This window comes from Massilia sp. Root335 (assembly GCF_001425685.1).
GTDB lineage: Bacteria > Pseudomonadota > Gammaproteobacteria > Burkholderiales > Burkholderiaceae_D > Telluria > Telluria luteola.
In genome coordinates this window covers 1,422-19,030 of the sequence record NZ_LMCY01000037.1, presented here as the reverse complement: position 1 = coordinate 19,030, position 17,609 = coordinate 1,422, and the positions used below count along the sequence as shown (strand labels likewise).

General features: G+C 70.2%; 11 protein-coding genes. 5 read left to right on the top strand and 6 right to left on the bottom strand.

Going from position 1 to position 17,609, the window contains the following annotated elements:
* The 3 genes from ASC93_RS19800 to ASC93_RS19790 all read right to left on the bottom strand — a co-directional run bounded on the left by ASC93_RS19800 (position 1) and on the right by ASC93_RS19790 (position 5,964).
* Entirely contained in the window at positions 1–2,154 is a 2,154-nt protein-coding gene (locus ASC93_RS19800; RefSeq protein WP_056446327.1) for a histidine kinase dimerization/phosphoacceptor domain -containing protein, read from the bottom strand.
* A gap of 125 nt (positions 2,155–2,279) precedes the next feature.
* On the bottom strand, positions 2,280–2,882 hold the full coding sequence (locus tag ASC93_RS19795) for an NF038129 family PEP-CTERM protein (protein WP_056446324.1): 603 nt from the start codon (positions 2,880–2,882) through the stop codon (positions 2,280–2,282).
* Between the two features lie 10 nt (positions 2,883–2,892).
* Positions 2,893–5,964, bottom strand: coding sequence for an alginate lyase family protein (locus ASC93_RS19790; RefSeq protein WP_157202027.1), 3,072 nt, complete (start codon positions 5,962–5,964; stop codon positions 2,893–2,895).
* Between the two features lie 387 nt (positions 5,965–6,351).
* Here ASC93_RS19790 and ASC93_RS19785 point away from each other — a divergent pair, with 387 nt between their 5' ends.
* From ASC93_RS19785 to ASC93_RS19765, 5 genes are all read left to right on the top strand, one after another.
* Positions 6,352–6,951, top strand: coding sequence for a hypothetical protein (locus tag ASC93_RS19785; protein ID WP_056446318.1), 600 nt, complete (start codon positions 6,352–6,354; stop codon positions 6,949–6,951).
* Between the two features lie 214 nt (positions 6,952–7,165).
* Positions 7,166–8,251 carry a glycosyltransferase family 32 protein gene (locus tag ASC93_RS19780; RefSeq protein WP_162251929.1) on the top strand — a complete coding sequence of 362 codons (1,086 nt, stop codon included), beginning with the start codon at positions 7,166–7,168 and terminating at the stop codon, positions 8,249–8,251.
* Complete coding sequence (locus ASC93_RS19775) at positions 8,248–9,444, top strand: glycosyltransferase family 1 protein (protein WP_056446313.1); 1,197 nt, start codon at positions 8,248–8,250, stop codon at positions 9,442–9,444. Before ASC93_RS19780 ends, ASC93_RS19775 begins: the two co-directional genes overlap by 4 nt.
* Before the next feature lie 5 nt (positions 9,445–9,449).
* Positions 9,450–10,277 (top strand): glycosyltransferase, encoded by an 828-nt coding sequence (locus ASC93_RS19770; RefSeq protein WP_162251928.1) that lies wholly within the window; start codon positions 9,450–9,452, stop codon positions 10,275–10,277.
* Positions 10,274–11,131: a glycosyltransferase gene (locus tag ASC93_RS19765; protein ID WP_056446301.1), complete on the top strand. Its 858-nt coding sequence runs from the start codon at positions 10,274–10,276 to the stop codon at positions 11,129–11,131. Before ASC93_RS19770 ends, ASC93_RS19765 begins: the two co-directional genes overlap by 4 nt.
* On the opposite strand, the gene ASC93_RS19760 is transcribed toward ASC93_RS19765, so the two are convergent.
* The 3 genes from ASC93_RS19760 to ASC93_RS19750 all read right to left on the bottom strand — a co-directional run.
* Positions 11,128–11,904: a hypothetical protein gene (locus ASC93_RS19760; RefSeq protein WP_056446297.1), complete on the bottom strand. Its 777-nt coding sequence runs from the start codon at positions 11,902–11,904 to the stop codon at positions 11,128–11,130. The two genes, ASC93_RS19765 and ASC93_RS19760, sit on opposite strands and share 4 nt — an antisense overlap.
* Entirely contained in the window at positions 11,901–12,677 is a 777-nt protein-coding gene (locus ASC93_RS19755; RefSeq protein WP_056446294.1) for a hypothetical protein, read from the bottom strand. Before ASC93_RS19755 ends, ASC93_RS19760 begins: the two co-directional genes overlap by 4 nt.
* 66 nt (positions 12,678–12,743) lie before the next feature.
* Positions 12,744–17,609: S-layer family protein (locus ASC93_RS19750; RefSeq protein WP_056446292.1), on the bottom strand; the 4,866-nt coding region annotated here is incomplete at its 5' end.

The following is a 17,609-nucleotide window of genomic DNA, read 5'->3' as shown; positions in this document are numbered from 1 at the left end:
TCATTCCCGTGCCGGTCCAGGCGCCGCACCCGCTGCGGCCACGCGGAATGCCAGCGTCGCCACCGCGCCGTCGTGGTTGTCGAGCGTGAACCGGGCGCGCAACTGGTCGGTCAAGGCCGAAACAAGTTTTAGACCGAGGGATCGTTGCGAAGTTCGGTCCATGCCTGGCGGCAGGCCCACGCCGTCATCGCTGATGGTCAGCCGCACGCCGTCGTCCTCCAGGCGTTCCAGGCGCACGAGGACACGTCCGCGGCGGTCGCCGGGAAAGCCGTGCTTGAGGCTGTTCGTGACGAGCTCGTTGAGCAGCAGGCCCAGCGGCACGGCCACGTCCAGCCCGACCTCCAGCGGCGCCGCCTCGACGTCGACGGCGATGCCGCGCTGGTGGGCGGACGCGGCGCCGGCCACCTGTTCGCACAGCTCGGTCACGTAACCGTCCAGCCGGATCGACGACAGCGTGCCGGACTGGTACAGCCGTTCATGCACGAGCGCCATCGCGCGCACGCGGCTGGCCGCGTCGAGCAAGGCCTGGCGCGCCTGCTCCTCGGTCACGGAACGCACCTGCAGGTTGAACAGGCTGATGATCAGCTGCAGGTTGTTCTTCACGCGGTGGTACAGCTCCTTCAGCAGCGTGTTCTTGTCCTCGAGCGCGCGGCGCAGCGCTTCTTCCTGCGCCCAGCTCTCCGTCATGTCGCGCACGGTGAGGATCACGAGCGCGCGCTCGCGCAGCGGGCTGGCCATCGCATCGGCCGGGAACGCACTGCCGTCGCGCCTGCGGCCGTGCAGCTGCATGGTCCCGTCGAGGCTGCGCTGCAGCGACGCCGCGCGCACGCGCTCGCACACCGATCCGGCCGCGGGACCGCTCGCGGTGAGCAGGGCGTCGACCGCCACGCCGACGAGCGCGCCCTGGGCATAGGCGAACAGTTGCTCCGCCTGGCCGTTGGCCCGCGTGACCCGGCAATCCGCGTCGAGCAGGAGCACACCGTCCGGGGTCTCCTCGAAGATCCCGCGCAGGAACGCTTCGCTGCGTTCGATCGCGCGGTTGGCTTCGCGCAGGCTGCGCTCGGCGCGCTCGGCGTCGTCGCGCTGCGCCGTCCGTTCGCGCAGCAGCGCCGCGGCCTGCTCCAGGGCCTGGCCGACTTCGCGCGCCTCGCGCAGCGGCGACACCGGCGCCACCACCGTCTCGCCGTAACCGAGGGCGATGGCCGCGTCGGCGAGCGCGCGCACCGAGCGCTCAATGCGCGCACCCACCATCCCCACGAGTCCGAGCCCCAGCGCGAACAGAGCCAGGGCGCCGAGCGTGATCGACACCAGCGAATTCCACAGGATCTCGTTCAGGTCGCTGCGCCGCAGCGCGATCGCCACCGCCCAGTTCGAAAGGGCCGAGCGGCTGAAAACCGTCACGTGGCCCGGCCCGTCCGCGCCGCCGTCGTCGACGATGCCTTCCGGCGCGTGCGCGAGGGCGGCCGCGAGCGCGGCTTGCGCGTGGTCGCCGACGTCGCCCGGGGAGCCCCGGTTGCTCCAGATGATGCGGCCGACGCTGTCGTAGATCGTCGCGGTCGCGTGGGCCGGGATCTGCTGGCGCGCGAGGATTTCGCCGAGGCGCTCGCCGAAATACTGCATCGACAGCACGTAGCGCACGCGTCCCCGGCGGCGGACGGGGACGTCGACGCTCGTCAGCTGGCGCCGCACGGTCGGCCCCACGTACAGGTCGGACACGGCGGGCCTGCCGCTGTCGATGACCCGCCGCAACTCGACGGGATTGCCGTGCATGGGCAGTACCGCGCCGAACGGCATGTGCGTGTTCACGACCTGGCGCAGGTTATCGTCCAGCAGCAGCAGGACATTCCCCGGCCGCGAATGCAGCACGTCGGTGGCCTGGCCGTAGAACGCGCGCAGGTCGGGGCGGTCGAGATTGGGCGACGTGGCCAACGCCTTCATCGCGGCCTGGGCGCTGGCCAGTTCGCGGTCGATGGCCTGCATCAGCGCGCGCGCCACGTCGAGGTAGGCGCGCTCGATGCCGGCACGCTCGCGCTGGTAGGCGTGCACGGACAGCGTCACCACGGCCAGCGCGGCCGGCACGATGAACGCCGCCAGCAGCAGCGCCAGCCATTGCCGGATGGTGAGCGCACGCCGCAACACGTCGCGCAGGCGCATGGTGGTTGCCTCCGGGCGGCCGCCGGCGGGAGGCCGGCGCGCCGTCACCGACAATGTACGGCGGCGCGCCGCCTCGTGGCAACCTCAGGCCCGGCACATGGACCGGGCCCGGGTGCCGGCGCCGCTCAGCCCGCGCGCCGGCGCCGCGCCGCGACCAGGCCGCAGCCGGACAGCGCCACCAGCAGCAGCGTGGACGGCTCCGGCACCGCGCGCACGGTGCTGAACGCATTGTCCGGCGCGATGGTCAGGCGCGCATCGGCCGGCGCCTCCGGATGCAGGTCGATGCTGCCCAGGTTGCCGTCGACGCCGAGGTAGTGCGTATCGTCGAACAGCGACCAGCTGAACGTGCTGCCGTCGCTGCCGGCGCCGGTCGCGAAGCTGACGTCGAAGCCGAAATGCCCGCCCAGCTGGATCGCCTGGAACCAGTCGCCGCCCCCGGCATCGCTCGTGAACGTCAGCACACCCGCCGGATCGGCCGCAACGGACCCCGTCGCCACGGGGATGCCGAGCAATGCGCCGGCCAGGTTGCCGACGGTCGCGCTGGCCGGCGTGGCGCCGCCGACGCTGAGGAAGTCGATCCCGAGGTAGGCCGTGCCGGTGCCCAGCGCGGACGTGTCGATGTCGACGTGATGGAACGGCGCCGACGGCACGGCCAGCGCGGCACCGGCGCACAGGCACAGGCAAGTGGCGGCCAGCAGGCGTGCCGCATGGTGTTTCAGGGTCTGCATGAGGAGTCTCCTAGTATTTGACGTTGATGAGTTGTGGCGTGTACGCGATCACGGCCTTCGCGGGATTCGAGAACGTGGTCGTCAGGGTCACCGTCTGGCCCGGCGCCAGTTCGGCCTGGCCCAGCGTGACGTAGGGCACGCCATCCTTCACGCCCGTCGCGTTGTCGAGCGTGACGCCGCCGGTCAGGCCGGCCAGCCGGAACTGCAGCGGGCCCGCGAGCGCGGCGGCGCTCGTGTTCGTGATGGCCACCGTGCCCGTGTACTTGAGCGTGAAGCGGTTCATGGCGAGGCCCGAGCGCGCGATCCGCACGCTGCCCGTCACGTCCACGGGCGCCTGCAGGTCGTAGCGCGTGCCGTAGAAACGGAACTCGCCGTACGACGAAATGCCGGGATACGCCGGATCGGTGGGCGGCCCCGGATGGTCGACGCGTACCATGAAGTAGCGGTAGCGCTGGTTCTCCAGGCCGGGCAGCACGGGGATGACTTCCATCTCGAAGTTATGGCCGCTGGTGTCGGTCGTCTCGCGGCTCGTGAGCAGCGTCCAGTTCACGTTGTCGTTCGACCCGTACACGTTCGCGCCCTGCGAGCGGTTGGCGAACATGTAGCGAGCCTGGATGCCGAAGCCGCCGACGGCCACCCGGTAGTTTTCGCCGAAATCCATGTAGATCGGGGCGCGCAGGTCGCCGGAATAACTGTTGTAGTTGCCGTCGACGAGCAAGGCCGGACGATCCGCGCCGAAGCCGATGGTCGTCACCATGTTCCGGCTCCAGTCCAGGCTTCCGTCGGAGGCCACGCGCGGATTGACCAGCTCCAGCTTGCGCACCGCGGCCTGCACGGACTTCAGCAAGCCGGCGAAATCGGCGTCGGACACCGTCGCCATCGACGCCTGCAGCGGCGCCAGCTCGGCCTTGAACGTGGCCAGCGACGGCGTCGTATAGGCGGCCGACGGATCGTAGCCGTCGAGCGCGGCCTGGAATGCCGACGCGCGGTCCGGCTGCACGTTCAGGCGCGCCGTCATCGAACTGACGGCCACGCCGTCCGTGGCGGCGACGACGACGTCGTGCACCCCGACCTGGTCCGGTCCCGGCGTCCAGTCGAACGCACCGCTGGACGTATTCACCAGCGCGCCGGCCGGCACCTTGACGGCCTCGTACGTCACGCTGTCGGCCGTGTTCGCGTCCGTCGCGGTATAGGCCGCGTGGTAAGGGATGCCCTGCACGACGATTTCCGTCACCGGGAACGCGGGCATGGCGAAGCGCGGCGGCGTGAGCTGGGCCGGTGCGGCCATGTTCACGTAGTCGACGTCCACCGTCGCGCCCTCGGGGCCGGAAAACGTGAAGTACATGATGTTGTCGCCGAGCCAGCGGTTGCCGATGGCGGCCGCCGACGTGTCGGGCACGATGTAGCGCCACTGGCCGTGCGTGTCCGGCACGGTCATCTGCGACCACGGGCTGGCGTCGCGCGCGGCGCCGGCGGACAGCGTCACCGGCGCGCTCGTACGCACCATGATGCCGACCGGCGCGTACTTCGAGCGGTCCGCGTACTGCACGTCGTGGAACACGATCGTCGCGCCGGCCGGCGTGACGGCGCCGTGGCCGAACGTGCGCTCGCCCTCCGTCTGCATGGTCCAGTCGCCGTCGAGGAAGATCGATTTGCGCTCCGTTTCCAGGATGCCCGCGGTGCTCGGCGGCAGGGGCACGCCGGTCAACGCCTGCGGCAGGGTCAGGATGGCGGTCGGGCCCATGTCCTTGTTGTTGGGCGTCGCCGGCCCCCACGGGATGGCGGGACCGTTGGCGTGGCGCGCCGCCGTGGCGAGGTAAGGCGCTTCCGCGTCGACGTCGACGCCCTCGACGTATTTGTAGGTGTTGTAGATCTCGGCGATCGCGTCCACCTCGTACAGGCGGCCGCGGTACGCCGTCGAGATGCCGGACGTGCCGCCCGTCGTGTCGGCCCACGGCGTGTCGTAGCCGAGCATGTACTCGGCATACGAGTTCGCGCCGCGCAGCAGGCGGTCGTCGCCGAAGCGGTAGACGCTCACCGCGTCGCCGCTGCCGGACGGTTTGCCCGTGAACGGATCGACCTTCGTGCCCTGCGCCGTGACGAGGCGCAGCAGGCCGCCCAGGATGTCGACGTTGTCGCCGGCGTGCGCGCCGTCGCGCGACATTTCCTCGACTTCGTAGAAGGTCTTGCCGGTCTTGTTGAGCGGATTGTCGGCGTCGATCCGGGCGATCGCCGACATGATCGCGCCGTTGATGTCCTGGCGCGTCGACGTCGCGTTCACCGTCAGCCACTCGACGCTTTCGTCGTAGCGGGCGCGGTTGTCCGTGAAGATCGCGCCGGCGATCCGGCCCACGAGCGAATACTGCTGCTGGTTGCGGAACCGCTCGTTACTGGAGAAGAAGGTACGCTCCATCGGATCGACCAGGTTGTCCTTGAGCTTCTGCGTGTCGGTGTCCGTCCACGCGAGCGGATAATCGGTGTAGGTCGGATCGGCCGGCGTGTAGCGCATGATCTCGGCGGCCATCAGCATGCGCGACAGCGGCACGCCGTTGTGGATGTGCGCATCCGGGAAATAGGCGTAGCCGTTCGGATTCATGTTGCTCCACGTGCGCAGGATGCGCATCGCGTTGCGGCGGTACTCGTTGCGGCCCGTGACGTAGTACAGGAGCGCCTGCGTCAGCGCGCCCTGCGAATCGTTGATCATGCGCGTCTGCGCCGTCGACCCGTTGTAGTTGGGGGTGTTCGGCGTGTCGATCTTCGTGGCGTCGCGGTTCGTGGGCTGCAGGTTGATGTTCGCGTAGTTGCAGCACACGGTGGCCAGGATGTTGTAGTACGTCTTGTACGGCTCGACGTCGGCACGGATCTGCTGGCGCACATACTCCAGCTGCTCGGGCGTGAAGCCCAGGTCCGGATGCCGGAAGCCGGCGCTGCTGACCACCGGCTGCGCCATCGGCGTGGCCACGAACGGCACGGCGTACGCGCCGCCCGGCAGCGCCCCCGCCCCCGCCAATGCCAGCGCCACGATGTTTGCTCCCGCGTTGCTGCGCAACGCCCTCCACCTCGGATGCGAATGGTTATACATGATTGTCCTTATTTGTTTGCTAACCAGATCGTTGTCATGCCATCGGCGACACGCCTCCTCCGCCTGTTGTGTTATCGATAGCGGGCGGATCGTATCACGAAGACAATAAAAAGGGCGCGGATTTGTTATCGTTACCTCGCGTTGCCGGATGCGGCAGTCCCGACCGGGCGGCCGCGCCCGAATCCACGGGCGTGGAAGCACGAGCGGGCCCTGAAAACACCGTCCGGACGGGTGCCCTTGCGCGCGAGGCATGCCCGAAATGGCATAGATACGACGAAAAAATTCATACCGGGCGCCGTGCGTACGGCCCGCCGCGAATCCGCGGTTGCCGGAACAGCAACAAGCCACGTACACTGGGCAACCACGCATGTCGATCGGAGCCCTGCCATGAAGCCACTCGTCGTTGCCGTCGTGCTGTCTGCCTTGCTGGCGGTCGTCCAGGCGAATGCGGCCGGACCGGACGTTCCGGCCGCCAGCCCGTCCGCGGTGCCGCGCGACGGCCAACACGATTTCGATTGGGAAATCGGTAACTGGGATACGCACCTGAAACGCCTGCGTGAACCGCTCAGCGGCAAGACCGACTGGGTCGAGTACACGGGCACGTCGGTCGTGAAACCGGTCATAGGCGCGCGTGCCAACCTCGTCGAGCTCGATGTGCGCGGCAGTGCCGGCCGCATCGCGGGCGTGTCGCTGCGCCTGTACCAGCCGGCGAGTGGCCAGTGGACCCTGCATTTCGCGAACCTGGCCAATGGCTTGATGACCGACCCGATGCACGGCGCCTTCAAGGACGGACAGGGCAGCTTCTACGGCCGGGACACGTTGAACGGGCGCGCGGTCCTGGTCCGGTTCCTGATCGTGCCGATCGATGCCGCCAGGTGGCGCTTCGAGCAGGCTTATTCCGCCGATGGTGGTCAGCGCTGGGAAACGAACTGGATCGCCGTCGATACCCGCCGCAACGATGGACCCGCCAAGGCGGGCCGGCGATGAGCGGCGCCTGACGACGCCAGGCGCTGCGTGAAATCGCGCACCGCGGCCATGGCCCGGGACGCCGCGAAGAAGGTCTCGTTACCGTTGCTCCCCCCGCGGCACGGTTTGGCGATCGGCGACGGGCGCATGGAATCGCCGGGTCCGGTACCATGTACGGACCATGAATGCCTTCAGTATCCTCATCAACGACCAGGCAGCCGCCGATAGCGCCGCCTTGCCGCCGGCGATCGCGCGGAATATCGCGTCTTTCAAGGCCCATCACCCGGACGCCACGCATCGCCTGTTCGACCAGCGCGGCATTCGCGCATTTCTTCGCGAAAACACGGAGCCCGATGTCGTGTGGGCTTACGAGCAACTGCTGCCCTATGCCTATCGCGCGGATCTGGCGCGCCTGTGCCTGCTGCATGAATTCGGCGGCGTGTATGCCGATTTGTCGGTGTTCTTTCACGCGGGCTGGCCCGTTCATCCCGGCAAGATTGCGGTGTTTCGCGACCGCGCCACGGTCGCGCCCTGGATCGTCAGCAATACCATCATCAGCACCCCGGCCCGCTTTCCCGCGCTCGAGGCCGCGATCCGCATGATCGTCGCGCATTGCCGCACGCGCTACCGCGGCGCGTCCCCGCTGTGCCCGACCGGGCCTGTCCTGTTCGGCAAGGCGCTCGCCCTGCATTGCGAACCGGACCAGATTCACCTGGGCGAGGTCGCCAACGTGTCCGGCCGGAATACGGCCGAAGCCCTGGTCTTCGTCGACGCCACCGATGGCCGCCTGGTGGCCTATCGTACCAAGAGCATGGCCGGGTTGCGCGAACTCGGCCTGCAGGACGGCGTCAACAACTACAACGAGTTCTACCATGCGGGGTTGAGCTATGCCGGCGACTTTCCGGTCACGCTCGGCGCCGACGCCCTGCAGCGGCACGGGCGCAGCGTCTGCAGCCTCGAACGCGGCGAGCTGGTCTACCGCGGCGACGCGACCGCCGGCGCCGCGCAGGAGGTGGCCTTGTGCCTGATGCCCTTTCCCTTCGCCGCGGGGGCCTACCGCGTGCTGCTCGACCTGGCGCAGGCCCCGCCGGGCGCTGTCCTGACCCTGTTCGCGGCCGCCAACGGCACTGGCCAGGTGCTGGCGCGCACGGTCCTCCGGCAGGACGGCGCCGGGCCGGCCGCGTTGGCGCTGACGCTCGACATGCCGGGCACCCGCAACGACGTCATCGTCGGTATACTCGCGGAGGGCGAGGCGCGGCCGTTGCAATTGCGTATCCGCGGCCTGCGGATCGAACGCCTGCCGGACGACACACCATCATGATCAAGTACATTTCATACGGCGACACCACCGGCTACGGCCTGTCCGGCCTGTCCTACCTGCGCGGGCTCCTCAACCTCGGCCTGGAGGTATATTGGCAGCCGGTGTTCTGGGGCGCGCATGGCCTGCAGTTCTGGCGCCCGGACATGGCGCCGCAGCTGCTCGAATCCGTGCGCGCCAGCGCGGGCGATCCGGCGCTGCGCGACCTGCCGGCCATCCTCGCGCTCACCGCCGCGCCCAGGGATTACCGCATCGTCGTATCGCACATGATCCCCGACTACCTGCCCAGCTGCATCGAAGAAGGCAAGGTCAACGTGGCCTACTGCGCCTGGGAGTCGGACAAGATTCCGGCGCACTGGCCGGCGATCCTGAACCGCTTCGATGCCGTGATGGTGCCGTCGCGCTTCAATGCCGACGTGTTCCGCGCCGGCGGCGTCTCGGCGCCGGTGCACGTGGTGCCGCACATCCGGCGCCATGCGCACGACGAGGTCGCGCCCGACCAGCGCGACACCCTGCGGCGCCAGCTCGGCATCGGCCCGGACCACTTCGTGTTCTACACCATCGGCGCGTGGATGCTGCGCAAGGACTTGCCGCGCCTGGTCGAAGCCTTCCTCGCCGAGTTCGGCGCCGCCGAACCGGTCGCGCTGTGCGTCAAGACCTCGGCCAAGCCGGTCCACGCCCCGCTGCCCGATGAACAGGGCAAGACCTCGCTGCAGCTGGTGCAGGAGACCACGCGCGCGTTCGCCGCGCGCGCGGGGCGCACCCATCTGCCCACGGTCGCCGTGCTGGCCGGCGACGGCGTCAGCGGCGCCTGGATCGACTGCCTGCACCAGATCGGCGACACGTATGTCTCGCTGGCGCGCGCCGAAGGCTGGGGCATGGGCGCGTTCGAGGCCGCCGCCCTGGGCCGCCCGGTGTTGATGACCGGCTGGAGCGGCCACCTGGATTTCCTCGGCAGCGACCATCCCGGCCTGATCGACTACAGGCTCGAACCGATCGACTGGCCCGGCACCACCTATGGCCGCGACCACCAGTGGGCGGTCGCCGACGTCGCCGACGCACGCCGCAGGATGCGCGCCCGCTTCGAACAGCGCAGCCGCCCGGACGCGCACGCGCGGCGCCTCAGCGAGACGATCGCCAACCGCTACGCCGAAGGCGTTGTCATGCGCCAGTTCCGGCGCATCATCGGAGCATGAGCAGCATGGTTCCCCGCATCTTCCACTTCGTGTTCGGCCTCAAGGAACAGACCGAGCCCTTCCACCTGGCGCACTACCTGTGCCTCGAATCGTGCCGCCAGGTCAACCGCCCCGACGCGATTCTCTTCCACTACGCGAACGAGCCCCACGGCCCGCTGTGGGAGCGCATCAAGCCGTACCTGACGCTGCGCGAGGTGGCGCGCGAGCCCCTGCCCCAGGCGGCCTACCAGGGCTCCGGAGAGGGCCGACTGATCGCCGCCGCCGGCTGGAGCTACGCGCACGAGGCCGACTTCATCCGGCTCAAGGTGCTGCTCGAGCACGGCGGCGTGTATGCCGACATCGACACGCTGTTCGTGGCGCCGCTGCCGGACCACCTGTACGACTACGGCTGCGTGCTGGGCGACGAAGGCGCGCTGGCGGACCCGCGCGGCGTGCTGCGCCCGTCGCTGTGCAATGCCCTGATCGCCGCCGCGCCCGGCTCGCTGTTCGTCACGCGCTGGCTCGAGCAATCCTACGGCGCCTTCGACGGCAAGTGGACCAGCCATTCCTGCGAACTGGCCACGCGCTTGTGGGAACGGCACCCCGAACTGGTGCACGTGGCGCCGCGCCACTACTTCTACCGCCACCCGTGGACCGTGGCCGGGATCCAGTCGCTGTTCGAGCGGCGCGACCCGGACCTGCGCGACGTCTTCAGCCTGCACCTGTGGAGTCACCTGTGGTGGGATGCCGGGCGCACCGACTTCACGACCTTCCACGCCGGCCTGCTGACCGAAGACTACGTGCGCGCCGGCGCCAGCACCTATGCCGCGCTGGCGCGGCCCTACCTGCCATGAGCACGTCCACCGCGGCGACGACGCTGGCCGACTTCCTGCCGCGGCCCGGCCGCGGCCTCGGTTTCAAGCTCGGCCAGGACGGCGCCCTGGTCCAGCAAGGCACGCTGGACCTGCTGGCCTGGCCGGGGCGCCGGCCGCTGGTGTCCTGCCTGATGGTCACGCGCGGCCGCCTGTTCCCGGCGCGCTTCGCGGTCGACTGCTTCCTGCGCCAGAGCTGGGCCGAGCGCGAGCTGGTGCTGGTGTGCGACGCGCCCGCCACCGAGGTCGAGGCATATTGCCAGGCGCTGGGCGACACCCGCATCCGCATCGTGTACCCGGAAACGGCCGCGGACGCGGCCAGCCTCGGTGCGCTGCGCAACCTGTCGCTGCGCACGGCGCGCGGCGACTGGATCTGCCAGTGGGACGACGACGACCTCTACCATCCGCAGCGCATCGAGGTCGGCATGCTGCTCCTGCAGTCGATGCAGGCCGACACCCTGTTCCTGAGCCGCTGGATGCTGTGGGCGCCGGCCGCGCGCCGCATCGGCGTGTCGGGCGCACGCGAATGGGAAGGATCGATGCTGGCCCGGGCCGCCGGGGTGCCGGCCTATCCGGCGCTGGCGCGCGGCGAGGACACCGCCGTGATGCATGCGATGGTGGCGCGCGGCCGGGTCGTGCTGCTCGATGCGCCCTGGCTCTACACGTATGTGCAGACCGGCGCCAACACCTGGACCTCGCAACATTTCGAGGCGATCTGGCAGGCCGCCAGCCTGGTCGAGACACCCGGGCGCTACGACCAGGCGCTGGCCGCCCTGGGCGCCAGCGGGCCGCATGCGGATTATGCGCGCGCCGCGCTGGCCCAGGCGGCCGCCTAGCGGCTCGATTCGATCTTGGCCGCGCCGGCGTAGTCGACGCCCTGGCTGCGCATGAACTCGACGCGGCGCGCATGCAGCGCGTCGTTGGGGTCGAGCGCGCAGCAGACGGTGGCGACGCCGGTGCAGCCGTGCGGCTCGTGGCGCAGCTGCTCGAACACCAGGCGGTCCTCGCCGTCGCCGGTGGGAAAGGCGGCGCACGACCACAGGTGGACCAGGTGCAGCAGTCGCAGCTTGTCGATCGCCAGGCCGCTCGGGCGCACGAAGCCGCCGAAGCGCTCGGCGTAGATGCCCCGGCCGACGCCGACGCTCTCGAGCCCGTCCACGCACAGTTCCTGGCCGGTGTTGCCGTCGGCGTAGATCGAGTACGAGAACGCCCACGCCTTCCCGTCGATGGCGTGCAGGATGGCGGCGCAGTGGTCTTCCTTCAGCCAGTCGTCGTCGTCGAGGTAGACCACCACGCGGCTGTCGGCCAGCAGGGTCAGGGCCGAACGCAGCGCGCCGCCGTAGAACGAGGCATGCGGTCCGCCGTGGCGACGCGAGGTCGAATAGCCGGGATTGATCAGGGTGAGCGTGACGTGCGCCGGGCATTCGGGCAGCAGCGCCGCCAGCAGGGCCTGCAGGCGGCCGTGCGGATCGCCGTCGACGCCGAGCAGGACCTGGATGCGGACGCCGGCGGCCAGGCGCTGGCGGAACACCGAGCGCAGCGCGCGCGCCAGCGACAGCCGGCAGGTGGTCAGCAGCACGACCGCGAGCGCGTGGCGGGTATCGTTCATGACGGCCGCAGCGCGAACGGATAGCCGGCCCGGGCCGGGACGCCGGGCCATCCGCGGCCGGCCGCGATGGCATCGGCGATGCGCCGGCGCACCGCTTCGACGCCGGCCGCGCCGGGACGATGGTGGGTGGCGTCGCGCTGTGGCGCGTGGGTCGAATGCAGCGCGACATCGTTGAAGAACAGCGGCACGGTCGCGGTATAGCAAATGCTGCGCCGGTACAGCAGGTGGTCGGCGACCAGCTTGCCGTGCGCGTGCACCCCGCCCAGCTCCAGGTGCCCGCCGTCCGGACAGTAGCGCGCCAGCAGCCGCTCCATCGCCGCGCGCCGGATCAGGTAGGCGCCGGCCGAATAGAAGCTCGGCTCCCATTCATGCCACAGGATGCCGTGCGCGAGGTAGAGCTCGCCCAGCGCCAGCACCACCGGCGCATGGCTCACGTGCAGCTGCAGGATTTCCCAGTCGGGCGGCGCGGACGCCATCAGGGCCCGGGCATCGTACACATGATGCGAGCGCACGTCGTCTTCCATCACGACCACGGCCGCGCCGCCGCCGGCGTGCCCGGCGCCGATGGCGCGCAGGTGCGAGACGACGATCGCCAGTTCGGGCAGCGAGTTGGCCAGGGGCTTGCGCAGATTCACCTGCGGCAGGGTGTCGGGCGTGGCCGCCTCCACGCGCGCATGCGCGACGCCCGCGCGCGCGAACGCCGCTTCGGCCAGGCGGCGCCGTTCGACGTCGGCCTGGCGGTTGATCCAGTAATGCGGTAATCCTTCGAGCATGGCTGCAGTCTAGCGAAAAAAACACAGGCCGGCAAAAAGCCGGCCTGTGGTGTGGAGCCCCAGGGCTCAGAACACGACGCGCACGCCGCCGTTGCCGCCCAGCTGGGTGTAGCCGCTGCGCGCTTCGCCGGTCAGACCGTAGTACAGGTAGGCGCCCTTCTTCATCTGCAGCGACCCGCTGACGCCGCCCTGCACGAAGACGCGTCCGCTTTCCGGCCCTGCGATCGCGGTGCCGGTCTGGGCCAGCGACGCCGCCAGGGTCGGACGGGCCAGCGCACCGGCGTCGACGCCCGCGCCCAGGTTGAAGCGCCAGGTCGAGGCCTGCAGCGGGTCGGTATTGCGCGAGTCGGCCGACAGGCCGGCCACGATGCGCGTCCCGGTGGCCGCGTAGCGGTCCAGCGCCAGGGCGCCCAGCCCATCCGGGCTTTCGGCGTAGGCGTCGCGCTCGGCCTTCTGCACGGTCACCCGCGCGAAGGGCTCGACCTTGGTGCCGTTCACCTCGAGCGGCGCGCGCACGCCGGCGCCCAGCATGGCGCTGTTGCCGCCGGCGTGGCCGCGCAGCAGGAATGCCTGCTCGAACGGATCGGAACGGTTGCTGTCGACCTTGTCGCGGCCGACGCTGCCGATGCCGTCGAACACCAGGCCCGCGGTGGCGGCTTCGCCGTACACGAAGACCTTGTTCTGATGCAGGGTGCCGGAGGCGGCGCCCGCGCTCAGGTTGGTGTTCGCCCGGCTCGCGCCCACGCCCAGGCGCGCGCCGCGCGTGTGCAGCAGGTCACCGCCGACCGTGATCTGGACGGTGTCGGTATCGAAGCCGGACGCCTTCCGGTCGCCACGCCAGTCGCCGTGGTTGGCGCCGATGTCGATCCACAGGGCGCGGCCGTCATCCTTGGCGTCGCGCTTGAGCACGCTGCGCTGCAGGTTCCAGCCGGCCTGCGGCGCCGCGGCCGCCAGCGCGCCGTGCACCTCGCCCGACAGGTCCTTGACCAGGACGCCGAGCTTGTCCGCATCGTAGGACGCCGTGCGGTACAGCAGCTGGTCCTGCAATGTGCTGGCGTGGCCGGACTGGTCCAGGTCGACGATGCGGTCGAGCGCCGCGGCCACCGAACGGCCGTTACCGTTGCCATCCTTGAACCAGGTCTTGTACGAGGCCGGCAGCACCTTCAGCTCGATGCTGTTGTTGCCGCCGTAATCGTAGAAGGCCGCCATGCGCAGGCCGTCCAGGCCATCCGGCTGGGTCACGGTATCGAAGCGGCCGACGATGCCGCCGTCCGCCGTGATGATGCGGTAGGTCTGGCCCATCGCCGGCGTCACCGGCGCCGAGCCGTAGCCGGACTCGTTGACCGAATACAGGTCCTTCAGGGCCGGCGCCAGCGTCGATCCGGGCTGGATCACGAACTGCCTGGTGCCGGTCACGTGCAAATAGGAGTAGTAGCCGGTGGCGCCGATCGGCGAACTGGCCGAGGCCTGCTTGTCGCCGCCGATGTCTTCCTTGAAGCTGCTGCCGGTCGCCATCGTGACGGTCGCGTCGGCGGTCAGCATGCCCGGCGAATTGCCCGGCGACAGGATACCGCGCACCATCACGTCGCCCTGGATGTGACCGCTGCCACCCAGGGTTGCGCCCGGCGCCACCGTGACATTGCTGGTGTAGCTGCCGTTGGCCAGCAGCTTGCCCTGCGCCACGCAGGTGGCGTCGATGGTGGCCGTGCCGGTGACGTTCAGCGTGCCGGTGCCGGTCTTGGTGAAGCAGCCGTCGCCCACATCGCTCGAGGTCAGCACGCCCGACAGCGTGGTGGTGGTGCCGGAGTCGGTGTTGATGCTGATGTCGTGACCCATGTGGATGGCCTGGCCGGTCAGGATGTCGACGGTCGCGTAGATCGTGCCGGCATTGAAGGTCATGACGCTACCCCAGCCGAGGCCGTACGAATTGGTCACCTTGACGACGCCGTCGTTGACGGTCAGGCCGCCGGTCCAGCCGTCGCCCGGCTGGTTCAGTGCACCGTTGCCGCCGGCGTTGTCGCCCGCCAGCACCAGGGTGCCGGCGCCGTCCTTGTACAGCCGGCCGGCGCCGCTGACGTTGCCGTTCAGGGTCACCACGCTGTCCGCGCCCGCCGTATCGAGATGGCCGTCCTGCGCGCTCACCGTGACGGCGCGCGCGGAGTCGAGCGAAGCGCTGGTCTGCACGGTGCCGCCGTCGAAGTTCAGCTTGCCGCTCGCCGCGCCCAGGCTGGCGTCGCCGTCGATGAGCAGGTGGGCGCCGCTGCTGACGGTGGTGTCGCCGGTATAGCTGTTCACGCCGGACAACGCGAGCGTGCCCTGGGCAACCTTCAGGCCGCCGTTGTTGGCCAGCGTGCCGTTCATGGTCAGCAAGCCGCTGCCCTGCTTGACCAGGGTGCCGCTGCCGGACACCGTGCCGGTCTGCGCCAGTGTGGTGCCGGCGTCGACGTCGAGCGTGCCCTGGTTGGTGAGCGTGATCGCGCGGTCGGCGTCCATGCTGGCGGTGGTGTGCAGGGTGGCGTCGTTCAGCGCCAGCGCACTCTGTCCGGTGCCCAGGTTGAGCATCGACGAGATCGTCAGCATCGCATTGTCGACGCTGGTCTTGCCGGTGTAGCTGTTGTTGCCCGCCAGCGTGAAGCTGCCGCCGTTGACGTTCAGGCCGCCGCTGCCACTGATGACGCCGCCGAACTGGCCCTCGGCCTTGCTCAGGGTCAGCGAGTTGGCCCCCAGCTTGACCAGGCCCGCGCCGGACAGGCCGCGGATGCCGACGTTGCCGCTGGCGCCCGTGAGGTCGAGCGTGCCCGCGTCGGCCACCGTGCTGGCGGCGATGCTGCCACTGCCGGCCAGCGCGACGGTCGCGCCGCTGGCGATCGTGGTGGCGCCGCTGTAGTCGTCGTTGCCGGTCAGGGTGACGTTGCCGCCGCTGACCGTCAAGCCGCCACCGGCGCCATGGATGCTGCCCGCCAGGACGCCGGACGCGTCGCTCAGGGTCAGCGTCTTGCCGCCCAGGTTGACGTCGCCCGCGCCGGTCAGCTTGTGCAGCGTGGCGCCGTCGCTGGTCGCGGCGATGTCGAAGGTGCCCGCATTGTCGACCTCGGACGAGGCCGCAATGCTGCCCTGGCCGGCCAGGGCCAGCGTGGCGCCGCTGGCGATCGCGGTGCCGCCGGTGTAGGCGTTCACGCCGCTCAGCGTTTCCGTACCGCCGTCGACGTTCAGTCCCCCCGAACCGCTGATCGTACCGGCGAAGCTGCCGTTGGCCTGGGTCAGCGCCAGGGTCCGGGCGCCCAGATCGACCTGGCCGCTGCCGGACAGGCTCTTGATCGACGCACCGTCGGTGGTGGCGCCGATGCCGAGATTGCCGTCCACCGTCACCGCGCCGGACGCGGCGATCGCGCCGCTGCCGGCCAGCAGCAGGGTGGCGCCATGGGCGACATCGGTCGCGCCGGTGTAGTCCTGGGCCGCCGTCAGGGTCTCGGTGCCGCCGGTCACGCTCAAGCCGCCGGCGCCGGAGATCCGGCCGCCGAAGCTGTCGCCGGCCGCGCTGAGGGTCAGCGTATTAGCGCCGAGCAGCACGTCGCCGTCGCCGGCCAGGCTCTTGATCGCCGCGCCGCCGCGCGCGGCAGAGATGTCCAGCGTGCCGTTATCCACGACCCGGCTGGAGGCGATGCTGCCCGCGCCCGCAAGCGCCAGGGTGGCGCCCTGGCCGATGCCGGTGTCGCCGCTGTAGGTGTTGGTGCCGCTCAGCGTCTCGGTGCCGGACGCGATCGCCAGCCCGCCCGCACCGGAGATCGCGCCGCGGAAGTTGCCGGATGCAGCGGTCAGGGTCAGGCTCTGGCCGCCGAGGATGACGCTGCCGGAACCGGACAGGGTCTTCACCGCAGCCTGGCCGGACATGCCCGCGATATCCAGCGTGCCGTCGGCCACGACGCCGCTCGACGATGCGATCGATGCCGTGCCGGCCAGCGCCAGCGTACCGTCGTGGCCAATGGTGGTGGCGCCGGTGTGGCTGGTGTTGCCGGTCAGGGTTTCCACGCCGCCGGTCAGCGCCAGGCCGCCGGAACCGTTGATGCTGCCGGCGAACACGCCGTTCGCATTGGTGAGCGTCAGGGTCTGGCCGCCCAGGATCACGCTGCCCGAACCGGACAGCGACTTGATCTGCACGCCGTTACCGGTGCCCGCGATGCTGAGGCTGCCATTGTCGACGACGCCGCTGGACAGCGCGATACTGCCCGAGCCGGACAGCGCCAGGGCCGCGTTCGCGCCAATCGTGGTGGCGCCGGTGTAGCTGTTGGCGCCGGACAGCACCTCGGCGCCGCCGGCGACGTTCACGCCGCCGCAGCCGCCGTCGATCGTGCCGGAGAAGCTGCCGCTCGCATGGGTCAGTGTCAGATCCTTGCAGCCCAGGACCACGCTGCCCGAGCCGGACAGCGTGCGGATCGCGGCGCCGTTGTCGGTGGCGGCGATGTTGAACACGCCGTCGTCGGCCACGCCGCTCGACGTTGCGATGCTGCCGGTGCCAGCCAGCGCCAGCGTGCCGCCTGTGCCGATGGTGGTCGCACCGGCGTAGGTATTGGCCCCGCCGAACTGCTGTGCACCGCCGCTGACGGTCACGGCGCCGCTGCCGGAGACCGTACCCGCGAAAGCCCCGGCCGCATTCGTGAGCGTCAGGGTCTGCGCGCCCAGCAGCACGCTGCCCGAGCCGGACAGCGACTGGATGTGCGCGCCATTGCTGGCCGCCGAGATGTCGAGCACGCCGTAGTCGGCCACGCCGCTCGACAGCGCGATGCTGCCCGAGCCGGCCAGGCCCAGGGTCGCGCCCGCGTTGATGCCGGTCGCGCCGGTGTAGGTGTTGACGCCGCTGAGCTGCTCGGTGCCGCCTGCCACCGTCAGGCCGCCGGAACCGGCGATGGCGCCGGCGAATTCGGCGCCGGTGCC